19 protein-coding genes are annotated in these 23,757 nt (G+C 51.6%); 16 read left to right on the top strand and 3 right to left on the bottom strand.

Translation table 11 applies throughout. The features are described from left to right. Positions 1-43: 43 nt before the first annotated feature. Positions 44-1,645 carry an L-aspartate oxidase gene (nadB, locus tag BV405_RS09485; protein WP_086480616.1) on the bottom strand — a complete coding sequence of 534 codons (1,602 nt, stop codon included), beginning with the start codon at positions 1,643-1,645 and terminating at the stop codon, positions 44-46. A 430-nt stretch (positions 1,646-2,075) separates the two neighbouring features. Here nadB and rpoE point away from each other — a divergent pair, with 430 nt between their 5' ends. The 12 genes from rpoE to acpS all read left to right on the top strand — a co-directional run bounded on the left by rpoE (position 2,076) and on the right by acpS (position 13,192). Continuing rightward, positions 2,076-2,666 carry an RNA polymerase sigma factor RpoE gene (gene rpoE, locus BV405_RS09480; RefSeq protein WP_086480615.1) on the top strand — a complete coding sequence of 197 codons (591 nt, stop codon included), beginning with the start codon at positions 2,076-2,078 and terminating at the stop codon, positions 2,664-2,666. 44 nt (positions 2,667-2,710) lie between these two features. Beyond that, positions 2,711-3,352: a sigma-E factor negative regulatory protein gene (locus BV405_RS09475; protein ID WP_086480614.1), complete on the top strand. Its 642-nt coding sequence runs from the start codon at positions 2,711-2,713 to the stop codon at positions 3,350-3,352. Between the two features lie 66 nt (positions 3,353-3,418). Continuing rightward, a complete protein-coding gene (locus BV405_RS09470) occupies positions 3,419-4,333 on the top strand; it encodes a MucB/RseB C-terminal domain-containing protein (RefSeq protein WP_086480613.1) in 915 nt (304 codons plus the stop codon). 100 nt (positions 4,334-4,433) lie between these two features. After that, entirely contained in the window at positions 4,434-4,898 is a 465-nt protein-coding gene (locus BV405_RS09465) for a SoxR reducing system RseC family protein (RefSeq protein WP_086480612.1), read from the top strand. Positions 4,899-5,088: 190 nt separating this feature from the next. After that, a complete protein-coding gene (locus BV405_RS09460) occupies positions 5,089-6,474 on the top strand; it encodes a DegQ family serine endoprotease (protein ID WP_086480611.1) in 1,386 nt (461 codons plus the stop codon). Between the two features lie 320 nt (positions 6,475-6,794). Beyond that, positions 6,795-8,594, top strand: coding sequence for a translation elongation factor 4 (lepA, locus tag BV405_RS09455; protein WP_086480610.1), 1,800 nt, complete (start codon positions 6,795-6,797; stop codon positions 8,592-8,594). Between the two features lie 2 nt (positions 8,595-8,596). Continuing rightward, a complete protein-coding gene (lepB, locus tag BV405_RS09450) occupies positions 8,597-9,412 on the top strand; it encodes a signal peptidase I (RefSeq protein WP_086480609.1) in 816 nt (271 codons plus the stop codon). A 66-nt stretch (positions 9,413-9,478) separates the two neighbouring features. After that, positions 9,479-10,189 carry a ribonuclease III gene (gene rnc, locus BV405_RS09445; protein WP_086480608.1) on the top strand — a complete coding sequence of 237 codons (711 nt, stop codon included), beginning with the start codon at positions 9,479-9,481 and terminating at the stop codon, positions 10,187-10,189. Between the two features lie 8 nt (positions 10,190-10,197). Further along, entirely contained in the window at positions 10,198-11,103 is a 906-nt protein-coding gene (gene era, locus BV405_RS09440; RefSeq protein WP_086480607.1) for a GTPase Era, read from the top strand. Between the two features lie 89 nt (positions 11,104-11,192). After that, complete coding sequence (gene recO, locus BV405_RS09435; RefSeq protein ID WP_086480606.1) at positions 11,193-11,918, top strand: DNA repair protein RecO; 726 nt, start codon at positions 11,193-11,195, stop codon at positions 11,916-11,918. Positions 11,919-12,036: 118 nt separating this feature from the next. Further along, the gene (gene pdxJ, locus BV405_RS09430; RefSeq protein ID WP_086480605.1) at positions 12,037-12,792 is read left to right on the top strand and encodes a pyridoxine 5'-phosphate synthase; all 756 of its coding nucleotides are present in this window, start codon (positions 12,037-12,039) and stop codon (positions 12,790-12,792) included. A gap of 10 nt (positions 12,793-12,802) precedes the next feature. Beyond that, positions 12,803-13,192, top strand: a complete 390-nt coding sequence (acpS, locus tag BV405_RS09425; protein ID WP_086480604.1) for a holo-ACP synthase — start codon at positions 12,803-12,805, stop codon at positions 13,190-13,192. A 54-nt stretch (positions 13,193-13,246) separates the two neighbouring features. On the opposite strand, the gene BV405_RS09420 is transcribed toward acpS, so the two are convergent. Then, positions 13,247-16,246 (bottom strand): response regulator, encoded by a 3,000-nt coding sequence (locus BV405_RS09420; RefSeq protein WP_176330102.1) that lies wholly within the window; start codon positions 16,244-16,246, stop codon positions 13,247-13,249. Positions 16,247-16,585: 339 nt separating this feature from the next. Here BV405_RS09420 and cysM point away from each other — a divergent pair, with 339 nt between their 5' ends. The 4 genes from cysM to mazG all read left to right on the top strand — a co-directional run bounded on the left by cysM (position 16,586) and on the right by mazG (position 22,795). Next, positions 16,586-17,530 carry a cysteine synthase CysM gene (cysM, locus tag BV405_RS09415; protein ID WP_086480602.1) on the top strand — a complete coding sequence of 315 codons (945 nt, stop codon included), beginning with the start codon at positions 16,586-16,588 and terminating at the stop codon, positions 17,528-17,530. 339 nt (positions 17,531-17,869) lie between these two features. After that, positions 17,870-19,213 (top strand): 23S rRNA (uracil(1939)-C(5))-methyltransferase RlmD, encoded by a 1,344-nt coding sequence (gene rlmD, locus BV405_RS09410; RefSeq protein ID WP_086480601.1) that lies wholly within the window; start codon positions 17,870-17,872, stop codon positions 19,211-19,213. Between the two features lie 264 nt (positions 19,214-19,477). Next, a complete protein-coding gene (gene relA / locus BV405_RS09405; RefSeq protein ID WP_086481152.1) occupies positions 19,478-21,760 on the top strand; it encodes a GTP diphosphokinase in 2,283 nt (760 codons plus the stop codon). A gap of 135 nt (positions 21,761-21,895) precedes the next feature. Further along, positions 21,896-22,795, top strand: a complete 900-nt coding sequence (gene mazG / locus BV405_RS09400) for a nucleoside triphosphate pyrophosphohydrolase (protein WP_245832287.1) — start codon at positions 21,896-21,898, stop codon at positions 22,793-22,795. Between the two features lie 282 nt (positions 22,796-23,077). Here the strand turns inward: mazG and BV405_RS09395 are convergent, their stop codons facing one another. Continuing rightward, the gene (locus BV405_RS09395; protein WP_086480599.1) at positions 23,078-23,416 is read right to left on the bottom strand and encodes a hypothetical protein; all 339 of its coding nucleotides are present in this window, start codon (positions 23,414-23,416) and stop codon (positions 23,078-23,080) included. Between the last annotated feature and the right edge of the window lie 341 nt (positions 23,417-23,757).

Genomic DNA, 23,757 nt, shown 5'->3' with positions numbered 1-23,757 from the left:
CGGCATTTGTTTATGGGATCAACCGGGTGCGCTCTTTTGAGCTTTACCACTGATCCGGAGTGAGCACGGTATTACGGGGCTCTGTACTCAGTTTCGGATAGTCCAGCGTGTAGTGGAGGCCGCGACTCTCTTTTCGCATCAGCGCGGAGCGGATAATCAGGTCGGCCACAACCGAAAGATTACGTAGCTCGATCAGGTCACCTGAGATCTTATAGTTAGAGTAGTACTCAGAAATTTCATTATTCAGCATGTCGATGCGGTGTTTGGCGCGCTGCAGGCGCTTGTTGGTTCGCACGATACCTACGTAATCCCACATAAAGCGACGCAGTTCATCCCAGTTGTGGGCGATTACGACGTCTTCATCGGAGTCCGTTACCTGACTCTCATCCCAGTCTGGCACGTAAGGCGGCTCAGGCACACTATCCAGCTTGCTGAGAATATCCTGCGCTGCTGACTCGGCATAAACCAGGCACTCCAGTAGGGAGTTACTGGCCATACGGTTAGCACCGTGCAGGCCGGTAAAACTGGCTTCACCAATGGCGTACAGGTTTGGTGTATCGGTACGTCCCTTGGTATCCACAACGATACCGCCGCAAGTGTAATGCGCCGCAGGTACCACCGGAATAGGATCTTTGGTGATGTCGATGCCGTATTCCAGGCAACGTTCATAAACGGTCGGAAAATGACCTTTAATAAAGTCCGCTGGTTTGTGACTGATATCCAGATAGACGCAGTCACTACCAAGGCGTTTCATCTCGTGGTCGATGGCGCGAGCCACCACATCCCGTGGGGCAAGCTCCTGACGCTCATCAAAGTGATGCATGAATCGTTTGCCGTCCGGCAGCAGCAGATGAGCACCTTCGCCACGAAGCGCTTCTGTAATCAGGAAGGATTTCGCCTGAGGATGGTAGAGGCAGGTCGGGTGGAACTGGTTGAACTCCATATTGGCAACCCGGCAGCCTGCACGCCATGCCATGGCGATACCGTCTCCGGATGAGCCGTCAGGGTTGCTGGTGTAGAGATAAACCTTACTCGCACCGCCGGTCGCCAGAATTACAAAGCGGGCTTTAAAGACATCCACGTGCTCGGTTTCGCAGTTGAGTACATAGGCTCCAACACAGCCGTGACCTTCGGCATCCAGCTTGCGACGGGTGATCAGATCCACCGCCATGCGATTGGTAAAGATTTCCAGATTTGATTTGTGCAGCGCCTGTGCGATCAGAGTATCGGAAACCGCAAGGCCAGTGGCATCGGCAGCATGAATGATACGGCGATGACTGTGACCACCTTCTCGGGTCAGGTGATAAGGTTGATCGCTGTCAGTTTCATCATTAGGGGTAAAAGGAACACCTTGGCTGATCAGCCAGTCGATACTCTTCTTGCTGTTTTCAACTGTGAAACGAACGGCATCTTCATCACACAGGTCGGCGCCTGCGATCAGGGTGTCCTGTACGTGAGATTCCACGCTGTCATCGGTATCCAGTACTGCAGCGATACCGCCCTGAGCCCAACGGGTAGAGCCGTCATCCAGAGTGCTTTTGCTCAGCACGGCGACAGAGCAATGATCTGCCAGTTGCAGTGCTAAAGACAAACCGGCAGCGCCGCTGCCGATGATAAGAACATCATGCTGAAAAACCTGGCTCATCAAACTTTTTCCCGATGCACAAAAAAATGAATATTCCTGCGGTGACACGGTGAACCTTTGAACAGGGCTCGGGTCATAATGGCAAGATTACTTTGGGCAACCGATGTTAGAGAAATTTCAGTCATCAGACAAACTTACGTTTGATTTCATTATCTTGGAAATCGCGGTTAAGAGTGTCGATTGAGTATTTCCGGGTGCCGATAATCGTGAGTTATTACCGTGTGCTGTTATTCTTTAAGGATCTGATTACATTAAAAATCAGTCAGTAAGGGAATTGCGATAAACCTGAATAGCAGCACAGACCAAAGCCTGTCGGCGTAGCATAATAATCATCCGATACGACAGGCAATAATGAGTCATAGTGTTCGGAAAGAAACACCTTTTTGCTTTGCGTGCCCGGTACAGCCGTTGCGCGCATTGAGGTTGAGAGATGACGAAGGAAACGGATCAGCAGCTGGTAGCGCGGGTTCAGGCGGGTGATAAGCGGGCATTTGACCTGTTGGTGCGTAAGTATCAGCACAAGATTGCTGCGTTGGTCAGCCGTTATATCAAGGATTCTCATGAAGTGCTGGATGTCACCCAGGAAGCTTTTATTAAAGCGTATCGGGCGATCGGCAACTTTCGTTCAGAGAGTGCTTTTTATACCTGGCTTTACCGCATCGCTATCAATACTGCAAAGAACTATCTGGTATCCCGCGGCCGAAGGCCTCCCGGAACCGATATCGATTATGACGACGCGGAAGTACTGAATAACGACGGCCGTCTTAACGATAACGCTTCACCAGACAAACGTCTGGAAAGGGATGAGCTGGAAGCAACGGTTTACAAGGCGATAAACAACTTACCTGATGAGTTGCGTACCGCTATTACGCTACGGGAAATGGATGGCATGAGCTATGAAGATATTGCTCAGGTTATGCAGTGCCCGGTGGGGACAGTCCGCTCGCGTATCTTCCGCGCCCGTGAGGCAGTGGATCGTGAAATTAAGCGGCTGTTTGAGCCTGAGCTGGCGGCTCAGTAATTTTCCACCCTGCAAGTCAGGGTAAGTAAGAACCGAGGTTAGCTATGAGTGATAATATTCACCAGTCGCTTTCACATCTGATGGACAACGAGGCGGATGAGCTGGAGTTGCGTCGTATTCTTAAGGCCTGTGATGAGCAGGGCGGCGAACAACTGGCTGACACCTGGCATCGGTATCATCTGGTACGCAGTGTTCTGCATAAAGAGTTTGAACAGGAACAGTTAGTGGATATCGCTGACCGCATTTCTGTCGCTCTGGAGCTGGAGCCTGAACCGGCCCGACGCAAGAAGTTGTTTGAGAACTGGCGTCTTCGCGCGACACAAATTTCAGATACCTGGATGGCTAAAGGCGCAATTGCAGCGTCCGTTGCAGCTGCGGTGGTATTGCTGATGCCAAACCCACAGCAGGATCTTCCGGTTGCCCAGCAGGTTGCTGCTCAGTCTTCCGGTTATCAACAGACATTGCCGGCTCGTGGTTTGCAGCAAAGCCCGATTGGTGTTCAGCGTGTCAGTGCAGGCCCGGATCTGGCTCAGGCACCGTATCAGCTGGTTGATAATCAGAAACTGCGTCAGGAGCGTCTGATTCGAGGTTATCTGATGCAGCATTCTGAGTATGTGGCCACCAATGGTACCCACGGCATGATGCCGATTGTTCGTGTCTCTGGTTATCAGGCTGCGGGTCAATAAGCGTTCAGAGCCGGAATCGGAGCGGTTTTCGTAATTCCGAAGTCTGGTTCAGACAGGTAGTGATTCATGATCAGAAAATTTATACCCACATTAAGCCTTATGGGCGTACTGCTGGTGTCACAGGCGGTTAAAGCAGCCGATACAGCAGATCAGTGGTTGCAGCGCTTTAATGATGCGATGCATAACTACGAATACAGTGGTGTTCTTGTTTATTCCAGAGAAGGTCAGCTGGATGCTGTGGAACTCAGCCATGATGTTAATGAGCAGGGTGAGCATGCCCGGTTGAGTTATCTGGATGGCCTGCCGCGGGAATTCCTGCAGCAGGGTGACCGTATAACGCGCAAGATCTCCGGTGAGGTGGTTGCCAGCGACCGAATTCAGGGGCGCAATCCATCCGGCCGTTTCTCCGGAGGTCTTGAGCGGGTTAAACAGCATTATCAGCTGCAGCTGAAAGGTCAGGGGCGGGTTGTTGGTCGCCCTGCGGTGATTGTCGAGATCGTGCCCCGTGATAATCAGCGCCTGGGTTACCGGCTCTGGCTTGATAAAGAGTCGGCACTCCTGCTGAAATCTGTCACCTTGGATCCTCTGGCTCGTGAACTTGAAACCTTTCAGTTCACCTCTTTCTCCTTCACGGCGAAAGATGAGCAATCTGCGGCGGCAACTGAAGAAGAGGCTCCTCTGAGTCGTTCTCAGGAGATCCTGCCCTGGCTACCCGATGGCTTTGAGCTCTTTATGCAGAAACAGGCGGTGGTAGTTTCTGACAACCATCTGGCCAATATGTATTCCTGGTCAGACGGCGTCAGTACCTTCTCTGTCTTTGTTGAGCCTTTGAGAGCAGATTCTCTGAAAGAAGGGCATCATCAGTACGGTGCAACGGTGGTCGTGGTGCGCAGTATTCACGAGCAGAATCAGGGGCGGGTGATCACGGTTGTCGGAGAAATTCCTCTGCATACCGCTCAGAAGATCGCCGCTGCATTCTGACCGGATTGAATCCGTCAGCTGACGGATTCAGGAGTTTGTTGTCAGGGATGGATCGTATAAGCTTGGGCGTTTTTCTGATAGCCCACTAAAAGGTTCGGCCATGCTGGAAGAGCAAGCGATTGTTGTTGAGGTTTCCGCTGAGGAAGTTTGGGTAGAAACCTGTCGTCAGACTGCCTGTCAGAGCTGCTCAGCTAAAAGCAGTTGTGGTCATTCTCTGTTGAGTAAAATCAGCAGCGGTAAAACCCAGCGGCTGCAGGTGAAAACCGATAAAGAACTTCAGGTTGGCGATCAGGTTGTTCTGGGGCTGGACGAAGGCGCTTTTATCCGGGGTTCCGCTCTGGTTTATCTTCTGCCTCTGCTGGCGCTGATTATTGGAGCCCTAGCCGGTGATGCCCTGTTTGGTCTGGATTCCCTGATGAGTTTTGTTCTGGCCGGAGCAGGACTTCTGGCAGGTTTTGGTTATGTGCGCTGGTACAGCTGGCGACACCGGCAGGATGCCCAGTATCAGCCAGTGGTACTGCGTAAGTTACCGCACACTGGCGATATCCCCTTGATAAATCAATAGATGCGCTCTATCTAGAAAGTTAAAGCTGAGGCGAAAAGCCTTGTTATGTTTTTTGACACCCTGTCTTAATTATCCAAAGACTGTGTATGTGGATAGTTGAGGTGTTCTGGCCGGTAGCGTATTTCAGTTACCCGCGTTGAGCGTGCCAATACTATCCTCATATTCAGGCACTTCTTTTCAGGAGAGTTTGATGAAAAATATGGGCAAAGTTCTTGTGTCACTGACCTGGATGCTGGGCTGGCTTTTGTTTGCCAGTAAAGTTCAGGCCTACAACCTGCCGGACTTCACCGAACTGGTGGAAGATGCAGCTCCCGCCGTAGTTAATATCAGTACTGTAAAGACCCGTTCCGATAACCATCCTCCTATTGCCGGAATGGACCAGGAAGATCTGCCTGAGATCTTTCGTCATTTCTTTGGGCGTCGCGGAGCGCCTCAGGAGCAGCCGCAGCAGTCTCTGGGATCTGGTTTTATCATTTCCGATGACGGTTACATTCTGACCAATAATCATGTGGTTGAAGGTGCTGACAAGATCATTGTGCGGTTGTCAGACCGCCGTGAAATGGAAGCAACTGTGATTGGTCTGGATAAACGAACCGATCTGGCGCTGCTGAAAATCGACGGTACCTCGCTGCCGGTTGTTGAGCTTGGAGACTCTTCCAAGCTGAAAGCGGGTGAGTGGGTACTGGCTATCGGTTCTCCTTTTGGTTTCGATCACTCGGTGACCGCGGGTATTGTCAGTGCGGTGAACCGCTCGTTGCCGAACGAAAATTATGTGCCTTTTATTCAGACTGATGTTGCGATCAATCCGGGTAACTCCGGTGGCCCTCTGTTTAATCTGGATGGTGAGGTGATCGGTATCAACTCACAGATTTACACACGTTCCGGCGGCTTTATGGGGTTGTCCTTTGCCATCCCGATTGACGTTGCCATGAACGTCGCCGATCAGCTGAAAGAGAAAGGTCGTGTCGCCCGTGGCTGGTTGGGGGTAGTGATTCAGGAAGTGAATCGTGATCTGGCTGAATCCTTTGGTCTGAGAAAGCCTATGGGGGCTCTGGTGGTTCAGGTGGCTCCGGATGGTCCTGCAGGCAAAGGTGGTATTCAGGAAGGCGATATTATTCTGGAATTTGAAGGTCAGGAGATCCGTCGTTCCGGTGAGCTACCTCCTCTGGTTGGACAGGTTCGCCCCGGTGATAAAGCCAAGGTGCAGGTGCTGCGTAATGGTTCCCGTAAGCTGCTGAATATCACTATTGAAGAACTGCCGGATCAGCGCAGCCAACGTCCTGCCAAGCAGGAACAGCCTGCTGATCGTCTGGGGCTTAAAGTTGTCGAACTGGATTCTGAAATGAAGCAGCGCTCCGGTGTTGATAGCGGTGTTGTTATTGTTGATATCGAGCCGGGTAGTGCCGCCCGTTCAGGATTCCGCGAGGGCGATGTCATTACTATGATGGGCAATCGTCAGATCAACGGCCTGCGCGACTACCGTAAGGCTGTTGAGCTACTGAAAAAGGGGCAGTCGGTGCCAGTGCGTGTGGTGCGCCAGGGTGAACCCGCCTTCGTTCCTCTGAAAGTTGAATAAGTCTCCGTGCTATTGAGAATCAGGCCGTTAGATTAAGATCTTTCGGCCTGATTTGTTTAGCCGCGCGCTGATTGTCTTAAGACCGGCGGCGGAGCAGATTGTTTACGAAATCTGAACCGCCATATCTTACTGGGCATGGCGTCAGCACAGGGAATCATGTAGACTCCTGTGCTAATTTTTCCGGGGCTTTTCTACTGTATTCGGGATTGATGGCCAGAGATATAAGGCCACACCGAAGCCCTGACTGATTTGAACAGCCCTGACTGAATAGAACCCTTCGTATTCGTCAGCAGATGACCTTTCTTTGGTGAAAATATACTGTGAGTCGCTTAAGTCACATCCGTAACTTCTCTATCATCGCCCATATTGATCATGGTAAATCCACTTTGGCAGACCGTTTTATTCAGACCTGTGAAGGCCTGAGTGAGCGTGAAATGGCTGCGCAGGTTCTGGATTCCATGGATATTGAGCGTGAGCGCGGTATTACTATTAAGGCGCAGAGTGTAACCCTTAACTACACCGCCAAAGACGGTAATACCTACCAGCTGAACTTTATTGATACTCCGGGACACGTGGACTTCTCGTATGAAGTTTCCCGTTCTCTGGCAGCCTGTGAAGGTGCACTGCTGGTTGTAGATGCGGCTCAAGGCGTTGAAGCTCAGTCGGTGGCGAACTGCTATACCGCTATCGAACAAAATCTGGAAGTCGTACCGGTTCTTAACAAGATGGATCTGCCTCAGGCAGAGCCTGATCGTGTTGCGCAGGAAATTGAAGATATCATCGGTATCGATGCTACTGACGCTGTACGTTGCAGTGCTAAATCTGGTCTGGGCATTGACGAGGTTCTGGAAGACCTGGTTGCTAAGATCCCTGCTCCGGAAGGCGATCCTGATGGTGATCTGCAGGCGCTGATTATCGATTCCTGGTTCGATAACTATCTGGGCGTTGTCTCCCTGATCCGTGTGGTTGAAGGTACGGTTCGCAAAGGCGACAAGATTATTATGAAGTCCACCGGCAAAGCCTGGGGTGTAGACGGTATTGGTATCTTTACGCCGAAGCGCACTCCGACCGGTGAACTGAAAGCTGGTGAAGTAGGTTATCTGGTTGCCGGTATTAAAGACATTCATGGTGCACCTGTAGGTGACACCATTACCTCTGCGAAAACTCCTGATGTGGCGATGCTGCCGGGTTTCCAGAAGGTTAAGCCTCAGGTTTATGCGGGGCTTTTCCCAGTAAGCTCTGACGATTACGAAGATTTCCGTGATGCGCTGGAAAAACTGACTCTGAACGATGCATCCCTGTTCTATGAGCCGGAAAACAGTGAAGCCCTAGGCTTTGGTTTCCGCTGTGGCTTCCTCGGTATGCTGCACATGGAGATCATTCAGGAGCGTTTGGAGCGTGAATACGATCTGGATCTGATCACCACTGCACCAACGGTAATCTTTGAAGTTCTGCATAAAAACGGTGACGTGATTCACGTCGACAGCCCGGCGAAACTGCCGGACCCTGCCGGTATTGAAGAGATGCGTGAGCCGATCGCCCGCGTCAATATTCTGGTGCCTCAGGATATGCTGGGTGGCGTTATCTCCCTTTGTGTTGAGAAGCGCGGTGTGCAGATCGATATGCAGTTCATGGGTAAGCAGGTTCAGCTGGCTTACGATATTCCGATGAACGAAGTGGTTCTGGACTTCTTTGACCGTCTGAAATCTGTCAGCCGTGGATTTGCCTCTCTGGATTACAGCTTCGATCGCTTCCAGGCCGCTGATCTGGCACGTCTGGATATCCTGATCAATGGTGATAAAGTTGATGCTCTGGCGTGTATCGTACACAAAGAGCATATCCGTAGCCGTGGTATGGCACTGACCGAGAAGATGAAAGAGATCATCCCTCGCCAGATGTTTGATGTTGCCATTCAGGCGGCGATGGGTAATCAGGTTGTTGCCCGCCAGACCGTAAAAGCTTTGCGTAAGAACGTAACCGCCAAATGTTATGGTGGTGACGTAAGCCGTAAGAAAAAGCTTCTGCAGAAGCAGAAAGAAGGTAAAAAACGGATGAAACAGGTTGGTCGTGTGGAGATTCCACAGGATGCCTTCCTGGCCGTTCTCAAAGTGGATAAGTAAATATGGATTTTGATTTTGCATTAGTGCTGGTGATCGCCGTAGCCGTAACCGGTGTTGGCTATGCCGCCGACGTTTTCTTCTTTGCCAAGAATCGTAAGCGCGCCGTCAGTGCTTTTCTGAATCAGCCTCAGCGCTCTGTTATGGATGCGGAGGTGATTAACCAGCTGGAAAAAGAGCCGTTGTGGGCAGAGTACTCCCGCTCATTTTTCCCGGTATTGTTTCTTGTTCTGATCGTGCGTTCTTTCGTGGTTGAGCCGTTCCAGATCCCCAGTGGATCCATGCTGCCAACCCTGAAAATCGGTGACTTTATTCTGGTCAACAAGTTCTCCTATGGCTTGCGCCTTCCGGTTGGTAACAACCGTGTCGTGGAGATCGCCGATCCGAAACGTGGCGATGTGATGGTGTTCCGCTATCCTAAAGACGATAAGGTGAATTACATCAAGCGGGTTATCGGCCTGCCAGGTGATCGCCTGCGTTATGAGAACAAGGTGCTTTACATCAATGGTGAACCGGCAGCTCAGCAGTTTGTTGCTGCATTGCCTGCCGGAAACCCGAACCGTAAGCTGCTGCGTGAATCTCTGGGTGAGGTTGAGCACGAGATCTACAACAGTCTGCAGCCGGGCCAGAATATGCGTGAAGTGGTTGTGCCTGAAGGTCATTACTTTGTAATGGGTGATAACCGGGATCACAGCAATGACAGTCGCTACTGGGGCTTTGTCCCGGAAGACCATATCGTCGGTAAAGCCTTTGCAGTCTGGATGCACTGGGAAGGCTGGTCCAGTATGCCCAGCTTCTCCGATGTTCGGGTAATACAGTAATAATTAAACGACCGGCCAACTGGGCCGGTTTGCCTTTTCTGATGACGGAAAAAAGAACGAGTTAGAGTGAAAGCAAATCTGAACGAACTCAGTAAAAAACTGGGCTATACCTTTACCGATATTAACCAACTCAAGCTGGCGCTTACCCACCGTAGCTTTGGTGGCAGTAACAACGAGCGTCTTGAGTTTCTGGGTGATTCCATCGTTAATTTTGTCATCGCTGAAGCCTTGTATCACCGCTTCACAGAGGCCCGGGAAGGGCAGCTGAGTCGCCTGCGTGCACGTCTGGTTAAAGGTCTGACACTGGCAGAAGTTGCCCGTGAATTTGATCTTGGTGATTACCTGCAGCTGGGCTCCGGTGAACTGAAAAGCGGCGGTTATCGTCGTGATTCGATTCTGGCCGATGCGATGGAAGCGGTAATTGGTGCGATCTATATCGATGCCGGCATGGATGTTGTTCGTGAACGTATTCTGGATTGGTACAAAGACCGACTGACTAAACTGAATCTGAACGATACTCAGAAAGACCCTAAGACGTTGCTTCAGGAATTCCTGCAGTCCCGTCAGCAGAGTCTTCCTAAGTATGAAGTGATCTCAGTGGAAGGCGAGGCTCACGACCAGACCTTCACCGTTGAATGTCAGGTTGTTCTTCTGAACGAGAAGACCATCGGTGTGGGCAGCAGCCGTCGAAATGCCGAACAGCAGGCGGCAAAAAACGCGCTGACAGAGCTGGAATCCAAGAAACAAGCGTCTAAAAAGTCGGACAGCAAGAAGTGAGTGCATCCATGAGTGATCAGAGCCGTTGCGGTTTTGTGGCCATTGTTGGCCGTCCCAATGTGGGCAAATCGACCCTGATGAATCACATTCTCGGCCAGAAGCTGAGTATCACCTCCCGTCGTCCTCAGACTACCCGCCATCAGGTTGTGGGTATCAAAACCGAAGACGATGTGCAGGTGGTGTATGTGGATACACCGGGGATGCACAAGCTGGAAAAAGATCGTAATAAAGCGATCAACCGCTACATGAATCAGGCGGCCAGCAGCGCTCTGAAAGACGTGGATCTGGTGATTTTTATCATCGACCGCATGCGCTGGACCGAAGAAGACGAAGTGGTGCTGCAGAAACTGCAGGGTATTAAGTGTCCTGTGGTTCTGGCGATCAACAAAATGGATCGTCTGGAAGATAAAGAAGCACTGCTGCCTTACATTGAAGAAGTAGCCCAAAAGCATAACTTTGATGCCATCATTCCTATCTCGGCTCAGCACGGTCATAACCTGACTCAGCTGGAAGAGCTGGTGCGTGGTTATATGCCGGAATCTTTCCATTACTATCCGGAAGATCAGGTTACAGACCGTACCGAGCGTTTCCTTGCTTCTGAACTGGTGCGTGAAAAGATCATGCGTCAGCTGGGTGATGAACTGCCTTATCAGGCTACCGTTGAGATCGAAGAGTTCAGCGAAGATGACGGTATTCTCTTCATTGGTGCACTGATTCTGGTGGAGCGTTCCGGCCAGAAACGTATCATCATCGGTGAGAAAGGTGCCCGCATTAAGCAGATTGGTCAGGAAGCCCGTATCGATATGGAGCGTGCTTTTGGTGCCAAGGTGATGCTGAATCTCTGGGTTAAGGTGAAAGGCGGTTGGTCTGATGACGAGCGTGCTCTTAAAAGTCTTGGCTATACCGATCTCTAAGCAGGTCTGTTTGATCTGATCGGTCTGTTAATAGGTTAGTAGTCTCAGAGATGCTCTGAGACTGCGATCCTCCTCTCAGGAAATTCCCCGTGGCTGCCAGTGTTCATTGCCAACCGGCATACGTCCTTCACAGTCGTCCTTATAAAGAAACCAGTGCTCTGGTCTCTTTGCTGACGCTGGATTATGGCCGTATTGATGGCGTTGCCCGGGGTGTCCGACAGAAAAAAAGCCGTAACCGGGCTTTGCTGCAACCCCTGCAGCCGCTGCAGCTTTCATGGCGTGGCGACGCCAGTCTGAAAACCCTGTTTGATATAGAGCCTTGTGGGCAATTACCTCTGTTAGGGGGGCGTGCTCTGAGCTGTGTGCTCTATGCCAATGAACTGCTTAACCGTTTGTTGTTGCCTCAGGAGGCGGTGCCGGAACTCTTTCGGGAATATGCTCTTTTGATCGCACAGTTACAGCAGCCGGATCAGCTGGAACCCTCTTTGCGCTGTTTTGAATGGCAGTTGCTGGAGACTCTGGGCTACCCGCTGATCTTCGCGGATCATAAAGGTGGCGCGCTGCAACCGGATCAGAATTACAGTTATCACTGGCAGTCTGGTTTTCATCCGGTTCAGAACGGCTTTAAAGGCGATCAGTTATTGGCTTTGCAAGAGCAGAACTGGTCTGAACCGGAAGTACTTAAGGCCGCTAAGAAGCTCAGTCGGATTGCGCTGCAACCTTTGTTAGGGGATAAGCCTCTGCTGTCCCGACAACTGTTTCAGGCAGGCAGCGCAAATAAAGCCGATTCGGTTGAGAGCAAGCCGAACCTCTAGGGTTCACCAATCTTTAGTTTTCTTCGTAGGTATAGAAAACCCTGTGTCAGCCCTGATAGGCTACACCGAAACTTATTTTGTATTCCCTGCAGTGTCAGGTTCGTTTTTAGGAGTCATCATGGCTATAGGTGTTTCAGCATCCGTTCCGCGTTTACAACTGGGCGTTAATATCGATCACATTGCTACCCTGCGTCAGGCCCGTGGAACCCGCTATCCTGATCCGGTTCAGGCGGCAATTCTGTCGGAGGAAGCCGGTGCCGACGGTATCACTCTGCACCTGCGTGAAGACCGCCGTCATATTCAGGAGCGAGATGTCCGCCTGATCAAAGAGGTGATGCAGACCCGCATGAACCTTGAGATGGCTGTTACTGACGAGATGATCGCTTTTGCGGAAGAAATCCGTCCTGAGCATATCTGTCTGGTGCCTGAAAAGCGTGAAGAACTGACCACGGAAGGCGGTCTGGATGTGGTTGGTCAATTTGATCGTGTGGCAGATGCCTGCAAGCGTCTGGCTGCCGTAGGCTGTGAAGTCTCTCTGTTTATCGATGCGGATCCGGCCCAGATTGAAGCAGCCGCGACCATTGCACCTGTGATCGAACTTCATACCGGTCGTTACGCCGATGCTGAGACCGCAGAAGAGCAGGCAGCAGAGCTGGAAGTGATCAAACAGGGCGTTAAGCTGGGTCTGAAACAAGGTCTGATTGTGAATGCCGGTCACGGCCTGCACTACCACAATGTTGAGCCGATTGCTGGTATTCCTGGCATCTATGAGCTGAACATCGGCCACGCTATTATCGCCCGCGCCATGTTTGTCGGTCTGAAAGAAGCGGTTGCCGAGATGAAGCGTATTATGCTGGCTGCTCAGCCGAAATAAGGTTGCTGAGATGATTCTGGGTATCGGCACTGATCTGGCGGTGATTGAGCGGGTGGAAAAAGCGATCGCCCGCCACGGCGAGCGTTTTGCTCAGCGTATTCTGACAGAGCTTGAACTGCAGCGTTATCAGGAACATCCGCAGCAGGCGGCTTTTCTGGCAAAGCGATTTGCCGCTAAGGAAGCCACGGCTAAGGCTCTGGGAACCGGTATCGGGCCGATCAGCTGGCAGGATATGCAGGTGGGCAGAACAGAAGCAGGAGCACCTGTGATGCAGCTTTTGGGAGCGGCCGCTGATAAGGCAGCCGCTAAAACTGCTGCTGATCAGACTGTCGTCTGTCATCTGTCGATTACCGATGATGGCGGTTTGGCTCAGGCTTTTGTGGTGTTGGAAGCCCGTTGATCTGACTCTTCCCTTTAGCAGCACAAAAGAAATGTCGTACGACAAAAGCCAGGCCTATGCCTGGCTTTTTTGCAGAATATCCCGCTCTTTCTGCCAGGATTCCAGTTTACCCAGCTCTTTGTAGAGGGTTTTCAGGGTTTCCTGTGCAGCGGTCATCTGGCGCATCTTAAGCTGAGTTTCCAGTGTTTCTGTCGTCAGTGCCAAACGGGGAACGCCACAATAGCGGGTCGCGCCGTGCAGGTGGTGCACCGCATTGATCATCTCTTCGATATCTTCACCGTGGAAAGCTTTGTCCAGACGATCCCGGGTTGCCGGAATATCCTGCAGCAGCATGGTGAGCATCTCCTCAGCCAGCGCAGGTTTACCGCCAGCCAGACGGATTCCCATCTCCAGATCCACCACGTGTTCCATGCTCTCTTCCAGCAGATGCTCATCTTCCGGTAACGGCGGCTCGGCATCCGCAGGCATGACACTCGGAGTAAAGCCTGTCCAGTGCTGGATCAGGTTTGCCAGCTTCTCCTCGTCGATCGGTTTGGTCAACAGATCATTCAGGCCTGCTGCCATAAAGTTCTCTTTCTCTTCCGGCAGGGCGTGGGCGGTTAGGGCGATAATGCCCAGATCTTCATAGTACGGCGAGAGATTACGAATACGTCGGGTGGTTTCCATACCGTCCATATCCGGCATCTGAATGTCCATCAGAATCAGATCCGGCCGCTTTCTGATCACTTCCTCAATGGCTTTTTTACCACTGTTTGCCTGGGTAACATTCAGGCCGAATTCTTTCAGCAGTGTTGATGCCAGCAGCAGGTTGGAGGCGTTATCATCCACCACCAGAATAGTAGGCGCGGAAGTCATATTGCCCTGCAGATTGAAGTCGTTACCGGTATTCAGAGCTGGGTTGTGTCTGGTGCTCTGATCCTGCATGCGAGACTCGTCCGGCCAGCCAGCCCTTGCCATTGCTGTAGCCTGTGCCATCCCAGTATTGGGTGATGACAGGGCATTTTGGGTAGACGCAGACTTGCTGGCAAAGGCCAGATTGTTCGGTTGTGCCGTGGATGCCGTTTGTTGCTGATTCAGTACGCTTTCAATGGCCGACTTGAGGTCTTCCTGACTGATCGGCTTGGTTTCCACGTGGCTGACACCGGCACTCATATAGCGGGTGATCAGGTCGGCATCGTTACTGCCCAGCAACACCAGAACCGGAATCTGCTCCGCCAGCTTGTGAGTCAGTGCCAAAGTAGCTCTGTCATTAGCTTCCTGATGGTTAAAGGCCAGCACGGCGACCTGACTGCCAGGTTGCTGTACATTGATGCCGTTCAGGCTGTTGTGACTGGTGACCTGCAAACCAAACTGGGTCAGCTGATGGTTCAGAGCGTTCTGATTCAGAGCGTGGCTCTCGACAAGAAGGGTCTTCAGGCCGTCGAAACAGGTTTCCGGCTCCAGATCATAGGTATTGCCCTGAACCTGTGTCCGTATCGTGAACCAGAAGGTGGCACCTTCACCCAGATCACTCTCAAGGCCGATCTCACCCCCCATCAGTTCCACCAGACGTTTACAGATCACAAGCCCTAAGCCTGTGCCACCGTGCTGACGGTTCTGGCTGGAATCGGCCTGAGTGAACGGGGTGAACAGGGCGGGCTGTTTCTCTTTGGCAATACCAACGCCGTTGTCGGTGATCTTAAAGCAGATCACCAGTTCATCATTGGCCTCCAGCTCTGTCATCACCCGAATCACGACGTCGCCTGAGTCGGTGAATTTCACCGCATTACCCAGCAGGTTAGTGAGTACCTGCTTGATGCGTAGTGGATCGCTGACCAGGGTAGCCGGTACATCGTCATAGACCAGGGCGACCATCTCCAGCTGCTTACGCTGCACTTCCGGAGCCAGCAGGGCGATGGTTTCATCGACGATCTCCCTTGGGTTAAAGGGAATCGATTTGATCTCCATCTTTTGGGCTTCAATTTTCGAGAAGTCGAGGATGTCGTTAATGATCGACAACAGGCTTTCCGAGGCGTTGCGGATACTGTTCAGGTGAGCGCTCTGGTGTGGAGTCAACGGGGTACGGCGTAGCAGGTTACAGAAGCCGACGATGCCGTTCATTGGGGTGCGGATCTCGTGACTCATGTTAGCCAGAAACTCAGACTTGATCCGGTTGGCTTCCTCGGCGCGCTTACGGGCCAGATCCAGCTCGATACTCTGGGTTTCCATGGTGATCATGGTCTCTTCCAGTTCTGAGGTGGTCTGCTCAATACTGTCGTTCAGCTCCTGCCGCTTCAGCTTAATACTGCGGGTTAGCTGATTGATATCATCCGCCAGTCGGTGAAACTCTGGGCAGCCGACATGACGGGCTTCTACCGTGTAGTTACCGGCACTGACCTGTTGCACCACATCCCGGGCTTCCTGAATCGGTTCCTGAAACTGGCGGCTGATTCTCAGGGACATAAAGAGGGTGGCGATTAACAGAATCAGTACCACCACCCAGTTGAGGATCACATCATAGATGATGCTCAGGCGGGTCTGGCTCAGGTGGATCTCAAGTTCCAGCCAGCCGACGATGGCGTTGGTCTTGATCTCCATGTGAACAAACTGAGGGGCAAAAAGGCCTTTTTCTGTTTTGTTTTGAGAGGTTTCTGTCGCCCGGTTTTTTGGCGGAAATGGTGAGAGCAGGGGCTGGATAATGCGCAGTGTGCTGTCGGAATAACGGATCAACGGCTGAGGCTGCAGGCGGTGACTGGCATTACTGACCGGATACATGCTGGGGCCGCCGTGGAAGATATTCTCCCGGTCTTTATTGTGTATCGATACAGCGCGGACTTCGGACTCCTGCGTCAGCGCATCCATAATCCGACGTACCTGTTCGCGGTCGTTACGCTCCAGTGCGTAAGCGAGTGGTGTTCCCAGCTGACGGGTTAAAGCTTCCGCTTTTTCCATCAGGTTTTTCTCAACCAGTGCGTAGTAGTTCAGAAACAGGTGGGTACTTAAAACCAGTGCCGTAATAATTGCCGGAAAGGTTGCGATAAAGAGAATTTTGTTACGTAAAGGCCAGTTTTTCATCATGAATCCAGATTGATATCCGCTGCGCTTGTGCTGCCATGCCAGACAAACACTTGTACCATAATACCTTTAAGGCTGCAGTTATAAGCAAATAGCAAAGCATTATTTTGAAAACTGCCCAGCTTGCCTCATATAAGCTGTTTTCCAGCTTATGGCAATTTAGTGCGTTCTATATCGGGAAAAGCGGTTTAAAAATCAAACCGTCACAGGTATAAAAGGCGCAGTTGAAATACCTGCTTGTTAACGGTCGATGCTGAGTTTCAAAAGATTAATTCCCTAGTTAAAACAGGGGATTGCGGCAACAGAGCGATCCGTTAAAGCCCAACTTAGAGAGAATCTATGTCTTCCGAACAAAAATCCCCGGAACAGATCGCTGACACTCAGGAGCAGTTTAATGATTTCCCGACCATCGAAGCCTTTGTCGGTCAGACACCTCTGGTTCGTCTGCAGCGTCTGGTGATGGATAACGGTTCTGTGGTGCTTGCCAAACTGGAAGGCAACAATCCGGCGGGCTCGGTCAAAGACCGTCCGGCGCTGAGCATGATCAATCTGGCAGAAGCCCGTGGTGATATTAAACCGGGTGATACTCTGATCGAAGCCACCAGCGGTAATACCGGTATTGCTCTGGCCATGGCTGCAGCGATCAAGGGCTACAACATGGTACTGATCATGCCGGATAACATGAGTGAAGAACGTAAAGCCTCTATGGCTGCTTACGGTGCCGAGCTGATTACCGTGAGTAAAGAAGAAGGCATGGAAGCAGCTCGTGATCTGGCGCTGCAGATGCAGGATGAGGGTAAGGGCATCGTACTGAACCAGTTCGGTAATATGGATAACCCGGAAGCCCACTACCGCACTACCGGTCCTGAGATCTGGCAGCAGACATTCGGTAAGGTGACTCACTTTGTCAGCGCCATGGGCACCACTGGCACCATTATGGGCGTATCCCGCTACCTGAAAGAGCAAAATCCTGATGTGCAGATTGTTGGTCTTCAGCCAAGCGAAGGTGCCAGCATCCCGGGCATTCGTCGCTGGCCGGAAGAGTACCTGCCGACTATTTTTGAAGCAGAGCGTGTCGATCAGGTGATCGATATGGATCAGGAGCGTGCTGAGGCCACCATGAAAGCACTGGCTAAAGAAGAAGGTATCTTTGCCGGCGTTTCTTCCGGTGGTGCTATTGCCGGTGCGCTGCAGGTTGCAGAACAGAACCCGGGTTCTGTTGTCGTTGCCATCATCTGTGACCGTGGTGACCGTTATCTGTCGACCGGCGTTTTTAACGCCTGATCAGCTTTATCTAATCTGAATAGATAACAATTTGCTCTGAAGAGAAAACCCTTTAGTCCGCATATAAAAAATAAGGAAGGGCTGCTGTGACTGACAGGCAGCCCTTTTCTTTTTTGCCTGTTCTTTATGTCTGTTCTTTATGTCTGTTCTTTATGTCAATTGCGCCCTCCGGCTGGACAAGTTGAGATTAGGCGTTATCATCTGCCGCCATCCCGCCGGACTGTTGCTTTATCCAGCATAAATCGTTGTCCTGCCCCACATCAGGTGACTGACTGTTCTGGCGTTTAAGCGCTTAAATCCGTCTTTTTTGTACGGAATTGTCGATAAAAAGGGGGCTACGTGCCTGAGCAAGTGTCTGAACTCCTCATTGAACGCCAGGGCCATGATGGTCGCGGTATTGCCCATCACAATGGAAAAATCGTTTTTGTAGAGGGAGCACTGGCCGGCGAAAGCGTCAGCATTCGTATCGTCAAAACCCATCGCCGTTTTGATGAGGCAGTATGCGAAACTATTCACACCCCTTCTCCGGATCGCATTGAGCCCGCCTGTGAGTATTACCAGCAGTGTGGTGGCTGTGGTTTGCAGCACCTTTCTCTGGAGCGTCAGCGCGAGGTGAAACAGACCGCGCTGGTGGATCAGCTGGAGCGTTTTGGCAAGCTGAGTGATATTCCGGTTCAGGATGCATTAGTGGACGCTGCCTGGGGCTATCGTCGTAAAGCCCGTTTGGGTGTGAAGTGGAATCGTCACGGTGATCTCATCATCGGCTTCCGTGAGAAAGGCTCCTCCCATCTGGTAGCCATTAAGCACTGTGCGGTGCTGCATCCGGAAATGTCAGCGCTGATTCCTTCGCTGTATGACCTGATTCCTGAGCTGGAATCCCGTAAAACCATCGGGCACCTTGAGCTGGCATACAGTGACGAAGGATGCGCTCTTGTGGTGCGCCACCTGAAAGGTCTGTCCCATAAAGATCAGCTGCTTTGGCTGAACTGGGCTGAAGAGCATAAAGTTCAGCTCTACTGGCAGAAGGATCAGGCAGACAGTCTGGTTAAGGCTTCTCTTGAGAGTGGTAAGGTGATTACTCTGAGTGGTGATCAGCTGCCTGTACTTAGCTACCGTCATAATGATGTCACACTGGCCTTTCAGCCTAACGACTTTGTACAGGTTAACCCTGCGATTAACCGTCAGATGGTGGATCAGGCGCTGGAGTGGCTGCAGCCGAAAGAGAGTGATGTGGTGTTGGATCTGTTTGCCGGCTTCGGGAATTTCAGTCTGCCCCTGGCGAAAAAAGTAGCATCTGTCACCGGCGTTGAAGGTGCATCCAACCTTGTTCAGCGGGCTAGAGCAAATGCTGAATTAAATGGCATAGAAAATGCTATTTTTGAAGTGGCTGACCTGAGTCAGTCATTCAAAGGCCTTTCCTGGGCCAAGACCCGCTATAATGTTGTCCTGCTGGATCCACCCCGTACCGGTGCGCAGGCTATCTGTGAACAGATGAAAGCTCTGGGTGCCAAGCGGGTGCTGTATGTTTCCTGCAACCCGTCCACGCTGGCGAGGGACAGCGCGATTCTGGCGGAGCAGGGTTATAAACTGATCCGGGCCGGAATTATGGATATGTTTCCGCAGACTGCTCACGTTGAATCTATGGCACTGTTTGAACGTGGCAGTAAAAAGAAAAAGTCCTGATGTTTTTTAAGATAGCACGCTGAAGCAGAGGTAATTTGCTCTGCAGGCGTTGATACCGCAGGTTGTTACGGTATTGGTTTACGCTCTCTGTTCTGTCCGGGGTTTAGGGTCAGACGGAGAAGAAGAGGCCGAATCAGTTCTGAGTTTGCCGGGTCACCGGCAAGCTTGTTGATTCACAAAAGGCCCCCATTAATAAAGGGTGCAGCCGGGTGGATGCCTGAGCGAACACCTTATAATAAGAAACTGAATTTTACAGGCGAAGACATGGTAAAAGTACGCGAAGATCAACCCTTAAACCCCGATGGCACCGTCAACATCCCCAACTGGCTGCAACGCCTGCAGGAGGATGTCACGCTCCATTCACCGGAGCGGGTTCAGTCCGCCTGCGAGATGGCCCGGGATGCCCAGCGCAACGCGCGCAAAGAGGACAACTACTGGATCGTTAAGGGTTCGCGTTGCTTCCGTACCGGTCTTGAGATGGCCGATATTCTGGGTGAGCTGCAGATGGATGAGGATTCCCTCATCGCAGCGATCCTTTACCGTGCTGTGCGTGAAGGCCATATCACCATTGATCAGGTTGAAGAATCATTTGGCGAGACAGTTGCCAAGCTGATCAACGGCGTGACCGAGATGGCGGCGATCAGCCAGATTCAGTTACCGACCGATGGCATCGTTTTCGGTCAGGAGAACAAGAGCCAGCTGGAAAATCTGCGTAAGATGCTGGTGGCGATGATCGACGACGTGCGCGTTGCTCTGATCAAGCTGGCTGAGCGTACCTGTGCGATTCGTGATGCCAAAAACTCCCCCCGTGATAAACGCCTGCGTGTTGCCCGTGAGGTATTTGAAATCTATGCACCGCTGGCGCACCGCTTGGGTATCGGCTACATCAAGTGGGAACTGGAAGATCTCTCCTTCCGCTATCTGGAAGAAGAACAGTACAAGAACATCGCCCGTTTGCTGTCCGAGAAGCGTCTCGACCGTACCGAATATATCGAAAAAGTGATCGCCCTTCTGAAAGAGAAGCTGGAAGGGGAAGGTATTCGTGGTGCTCAGGTCAACGGCCGCGCCAAACATATTTACAGCATCTGGCGGAAAATGAAGCGTAAGAACATCGACTTCTCAGAAGTTTACGATGTACGGGCTGTGCGTATTCTGGTGCCGGATGTTAAAGACTGCTACACCGCTCTGGGTATTATTCACGGCCTCTGGCATCACATCCCCCACGAGTTTGATGATTACATCGCTACCCCAAAAGAGAACGGCTACCGCTCTCTGCACACTGCTGTTGTCGGGCCGGAAGGCAAGGTGCTGGAAGTTCAGATCCGTACCATCTCCATGCACGAAGAAGCCGAACTGGGTGTTTGTGCCCACTGGCTTTACAAGGGCACGGATACCAAGAAAACCAGCGACAGCTACGAAGAGAAGATCGCCTGGTTGCGTCAGGTTCTGGAGTGGCATGAAGAAGTTGGCGATGCCAACGGTCTGCGTGAAGAACTGCGTAATGATGTAGCACCGGATCGTATCTATATCTTCACGCCGGATGGCCATGTGGTGGATCTGCCTCATGATGCGACCCCGGTTGATTTTGCCTATCGGGTACATACCGAAGTAGGTCACCGTTGTCGTGGTGCCAAGGTTAATGGCCGTATTGTGCCGCTGACCTATCACCTGAAAACCGGTGATCAGGTTGAGATTCTGACCTCAGAAAATACCCGTCCAAGCCGTGACTGGCTCAACCCTGCGTTGGGCTATGCCCTGACCTCCCGTACCCGGGCGAAGATTCAGAGCTGGTTTAAGCTGCAGGATCGCGACCAGAATATCGCGGAAGGTCGTCAGCTGCTGGAGAAAGAGTTCAAGCAGCTGGGTCTGAACGGGCTGGATCTGCCAAAGCTGGCGCAGGCGGTGAACTACAACAGCGAAGACGATATGTATGCGGCGCTGGGTGCCGGGGATCTGCGTACCGGTCAGGTGCTGAGTGTTGCCCAGAACCTGTTTGGCGAAACCGATGACGAAGAACAGTTGGAGAAATTCCTGCTGCACCGTCGTTATCCGGGCGGGCAGAAAGGTGGTGCGACCAATGCGGACGATATCACCATTCACGGTGTCGGCAACCTGATGACTCAGATCGCCAAGTGCTGTCATCCGGTGCCCGGTGATGACATTGTTGGCTACATCACCGTTGGTCGTGGCGTATCGATTCACCGTCAGGATTGTGGCAATGCGCTGCAGCTGAAAACTGAAGATCCTCATCGCATGATCAATGTGGAATGGGGTGAGCGCACTCAGCACATGTACTCGGTTGATGTGCGTATCCGTGCCTGGGATCGTTCCGGTTTGCTGCGGGATATTATGTCGGTTCTGGCCAACGACAAGGTGAACGTTCTGTCGGTCAACACCCTGACCGATAAGAAAGAGAATCAGGCCAATATTCTGATTACGCTGGAAGTGGATGGTCTGCAGGTGCTGGGGCGGGTTCTGAACCGCATCGAGCAGCTGCCAAACATCCTTGATGTGCAGCGTTTTCAGGAGAAGAAAAAGTCAGCCTGATCTGCTCCTGACCTGTTCAAACCAAGGATAGCATTCAGGTCAGCGATCATGCTGATTGCCTAAAACGCCCGCTTTTGCGGGCGTTTTGCGTTAGAGTATTGCGCTTGTTTCATTTACCGCCAAGAGCCACCTGTTATGAGTCATAAAGCCGATTCCCAAATGTCATCTGAACCTGCCAAACAACCTAACCGATACAGCATAAAAGACCTGACCTACCTGATGGCGCGGCTGCGTGATCCTGAAACCGGCTGCCCGTGGGATAAGGAGCAGACCTTTGCCACCATCGTTCCCCATACACTGGAAGAAGCTTACGAAGTGGCGGATACCATTGAGCGTGAGGACTGGGATCATCTGAAGGAAGAACTCGGCGATCTGTTATTTCAGGTGATCTACTACAGCCAGATGGCCGATGAAAAAGGCTGGTTCAATCTGGATGATGTGGCAGATGAACTGGTCACCAAAATGGTTCGTCGTCATCCCCATGTGTTTGCCGAAGGGCAGTTGTACCCTGCGGATAATGAAGCCGTCACCGCAGCCGATGTCGACGAAGCTCAGGTGAAACAACGCTGGGATGAGATTAAGGCCGAAGAGAAAGCGAAGAAAGCGGTGGCTGAAACTGGTGATGATCAAGCTCAGAAGCCTTCTGTGCTGGGGGATATTCCGGTTGGGCTACCGGCTTTAACCCGAGCTGCCAAGATTCAGAAAAAAGCCTCAAAGGTGGGCTTTGACTGGCCGGATATTCAGGGCGTGCTGGAAAAGGTTCGTGAGGAGCTGGAAGAAGTTGAAGAAGCCGTAGCAGCAGATAATCTGCCGGAGGCACAAAAGGAGTTTGGTGACTTGTTGTTTGCAGCAACCAATCTCAGCCGCTATCTGAAAAAAGATCCGGAAAGCGCTCTGCGGGGAACCAACCGCAAGTTCGAGTTCCGCTTTGCCTATATCGAGCAGCAGCTTCAGAAAGCAGGGCTTGGCTTTGATGATGTCGATCTGGAGCAGATGGATCAGTGGTGGGATGACGCTAAGTTGCTGGAGCAATAAGCGTAGCTTTGTTGGCATTCAATGCTGTTAAGTTTGCTTTTGAGTTGAAGGGCGAGTTCAGGCGGGCAAAAAAATAGACCGCCTGTAACCCTGATCCCTAAGAACCAGGCAGACGGCCTCACATGGCAAGTCCCGCAGTAAACCTGCGGGGAGGTGCCGCCCAAGGGAGAGAGGCGGCGATAAAACCTTTGGCTGAACTCAGCTAATCTTCTCATGGCCAAGTGTTATGGCGTTAAGCTGAGCCAAGCCTTGTTTAGTTTAACAACAGATATGAAGGTCGGGTCAACCGGCAGCCTTCAGCTTAGTATATTCTTTCAGGTAGTGACGGCTGAGTTCCAGAAAACGAGGTGTTAAGCCTTCATCCTCATAAATAGGATCGCCCTCTTCGTCATGGGCAACCACCTTAGTTCCCTTCTCATACGGGAAGCGGCCTTCCACTTCATCCAGGGCAACCTTAATCAGGTCTGCCAGTAAGAGTTCCGCCGGTCGTCGAGGGAAGAGTTCAGCCAGAGCCTGCAGTCGGGCAGCATCTTCTACCGGCAAACGAATGCTGTACAGCTCTTCGGTAATGGCACCTGTATCTTTGCTTTTCCAGTTATGGACCAGTTCATTAAAACGCATAAATAAGCTCCTTATGCAGGAGTCAGTGGTAATTGGCTGATTAACGCCATCGCTTTACCACCGGCTACGTGAATGTTCAGTAAAACTGAAGCCTTACTCATACTGTAGCAACAAAGCCGAAGATTATTGCCGCACAAGTCGGATTTCTTTTACCAGACCCATCGGATAGCTCCATACTGATAACAAATGTCATCAAATTCAGATCTGATCAAAGTTCAGGCAGAGATTAGCCGATATTAATACGATCTGTTGTCTGAAGCTGTCCGGTGACTACACCTTAAAGATGACGCAGACTGATCCTTGAGACCAGTGACATTTGGTTTTCAAACGTAGTAAATGGT

The sequence above is a fragment of the Oceanospirillum sanctuarii genome (assembly GCF_002150805.1).
GTDB lineage: Bacteria > Pseudomonadota > Gammaproteobacteria > Pseudomonadales > Halomonadaceae > Oceanospirillum > Oceanospirillum sanctuarii.
The sequence above is the reverse complement of the archived record's forward strand: the minus strand, read 5'-3'. Positions and strand labels throughout refer to the sequence as shown.

What these genes read in the sequence shown, in the direction of transcription:
- mazG (WP_245832287.1), top strand. Translation starts at nt 21,896, where the DNA reads ATGAGTCATAAAGCCGATTCCCAAATGTCATCTGAACCTGCCAAACAA.
- BV405_RS09460 (WP_086480611.1), top strand. Translation starts at nt 5,089, where the DNA reads ATGAAAAATATGGGCAAAGTTCTTGTGTCACTGACCTGGATGCTGGGC.
- cysM (WP_086480602.1), top strand. Translation starts at nt 16,586, where the DNA reads ATGTCTTCCGAACAAAAATCCCCGGAACAGATCGCTGACACTCAGGAG.
- BV405_RS09465 (WP_086480612.1), top strand. Translation starts at nt 4,434, where the DNA reads ATGCTGGAAGAGCAAGCGATTGTTGTTGAGGTTTCCGCTGAGGAAGTT.
- rpoE (WP_086480615.1), top strand. Translation starts at nt 2,076, where the DNA reads ATGACGAAGGAAACGGATCAGCAGCTGGTAGCGCGGGTTCAGGCGGGT.
- BV405_RS09470 (WP_086480613.1), top strand. Translation starts at nt 3,419, where the DNA reads ATGATCAGAAAATTTATACCCACATTAAGCCTTATGGGCGTACTGCTG.
- nadB (WP_086480616.1), bottom strand. Translation starts at nt 1,645, where the DNA reads ATGAGCCAGGTTTTTCAGCATGATGTTCTTATCATCGGCAGCGGCGCT.
- BV405_RS09395 (WP_086480599.1), bottom strand. Translation starts at nt 23,416, where the DNA reads ATGCGTTTTAATGAACTGGTCCATAACTGGAAAAGCAAAGATACAGGT.
- lepB (WP_086480609.1), top strand. Translation starts at nt 8,597, where the DNA reads ATGGATTTTGATTTTGCATTAGTGCTGGTGATCGCCGTAGCCGTAACC.
- pdxJ (WP_086480605.1), top strand. Translation starts at nt 12,037, where the DNA reads ATGGCTATAGGTGTTTCAGCATCCGTTCCGCGTTTACAACTGGGCGTT.
- acpS (WP_086480604.1), top strand. Translation starts at nt 12,803, where the DNA reads ATGATTCTGGGTATCGGCACTGATCTGGCGGTGATTGAGCGGGTGGAA.
- relA (WP_086481152.1), top strand. Translation starts at nt 19,478, where the DNA reads ATGGTAAAAGTACGCGAAGATCAACCCTTAAACCCCGATGGCACCGTC.
- era (WP_086480607.1), top strand. Translation starts at nt 10,198, where the DNA reads ATGAGTGATCAGAGCCGTTGCGGTTTTGTGGCCATTGTTGGCCGTCCC.
- BV405_RS09420 (WP_176330102.1), bottom strand. Translation starts at nt 16,246, where the DNA reads ATGAAAAACTGGCCTTTACGTAACAAAATTCTCTTTATCGCAACCTTT.
- BV405_RS09475 (WP_086480614.1), top strand. Translation starts at nt 2,711, where the DNA reads ATGAGTGATAATATTCACCAGTCGCTTTCACATCTGATGGACAACGAG.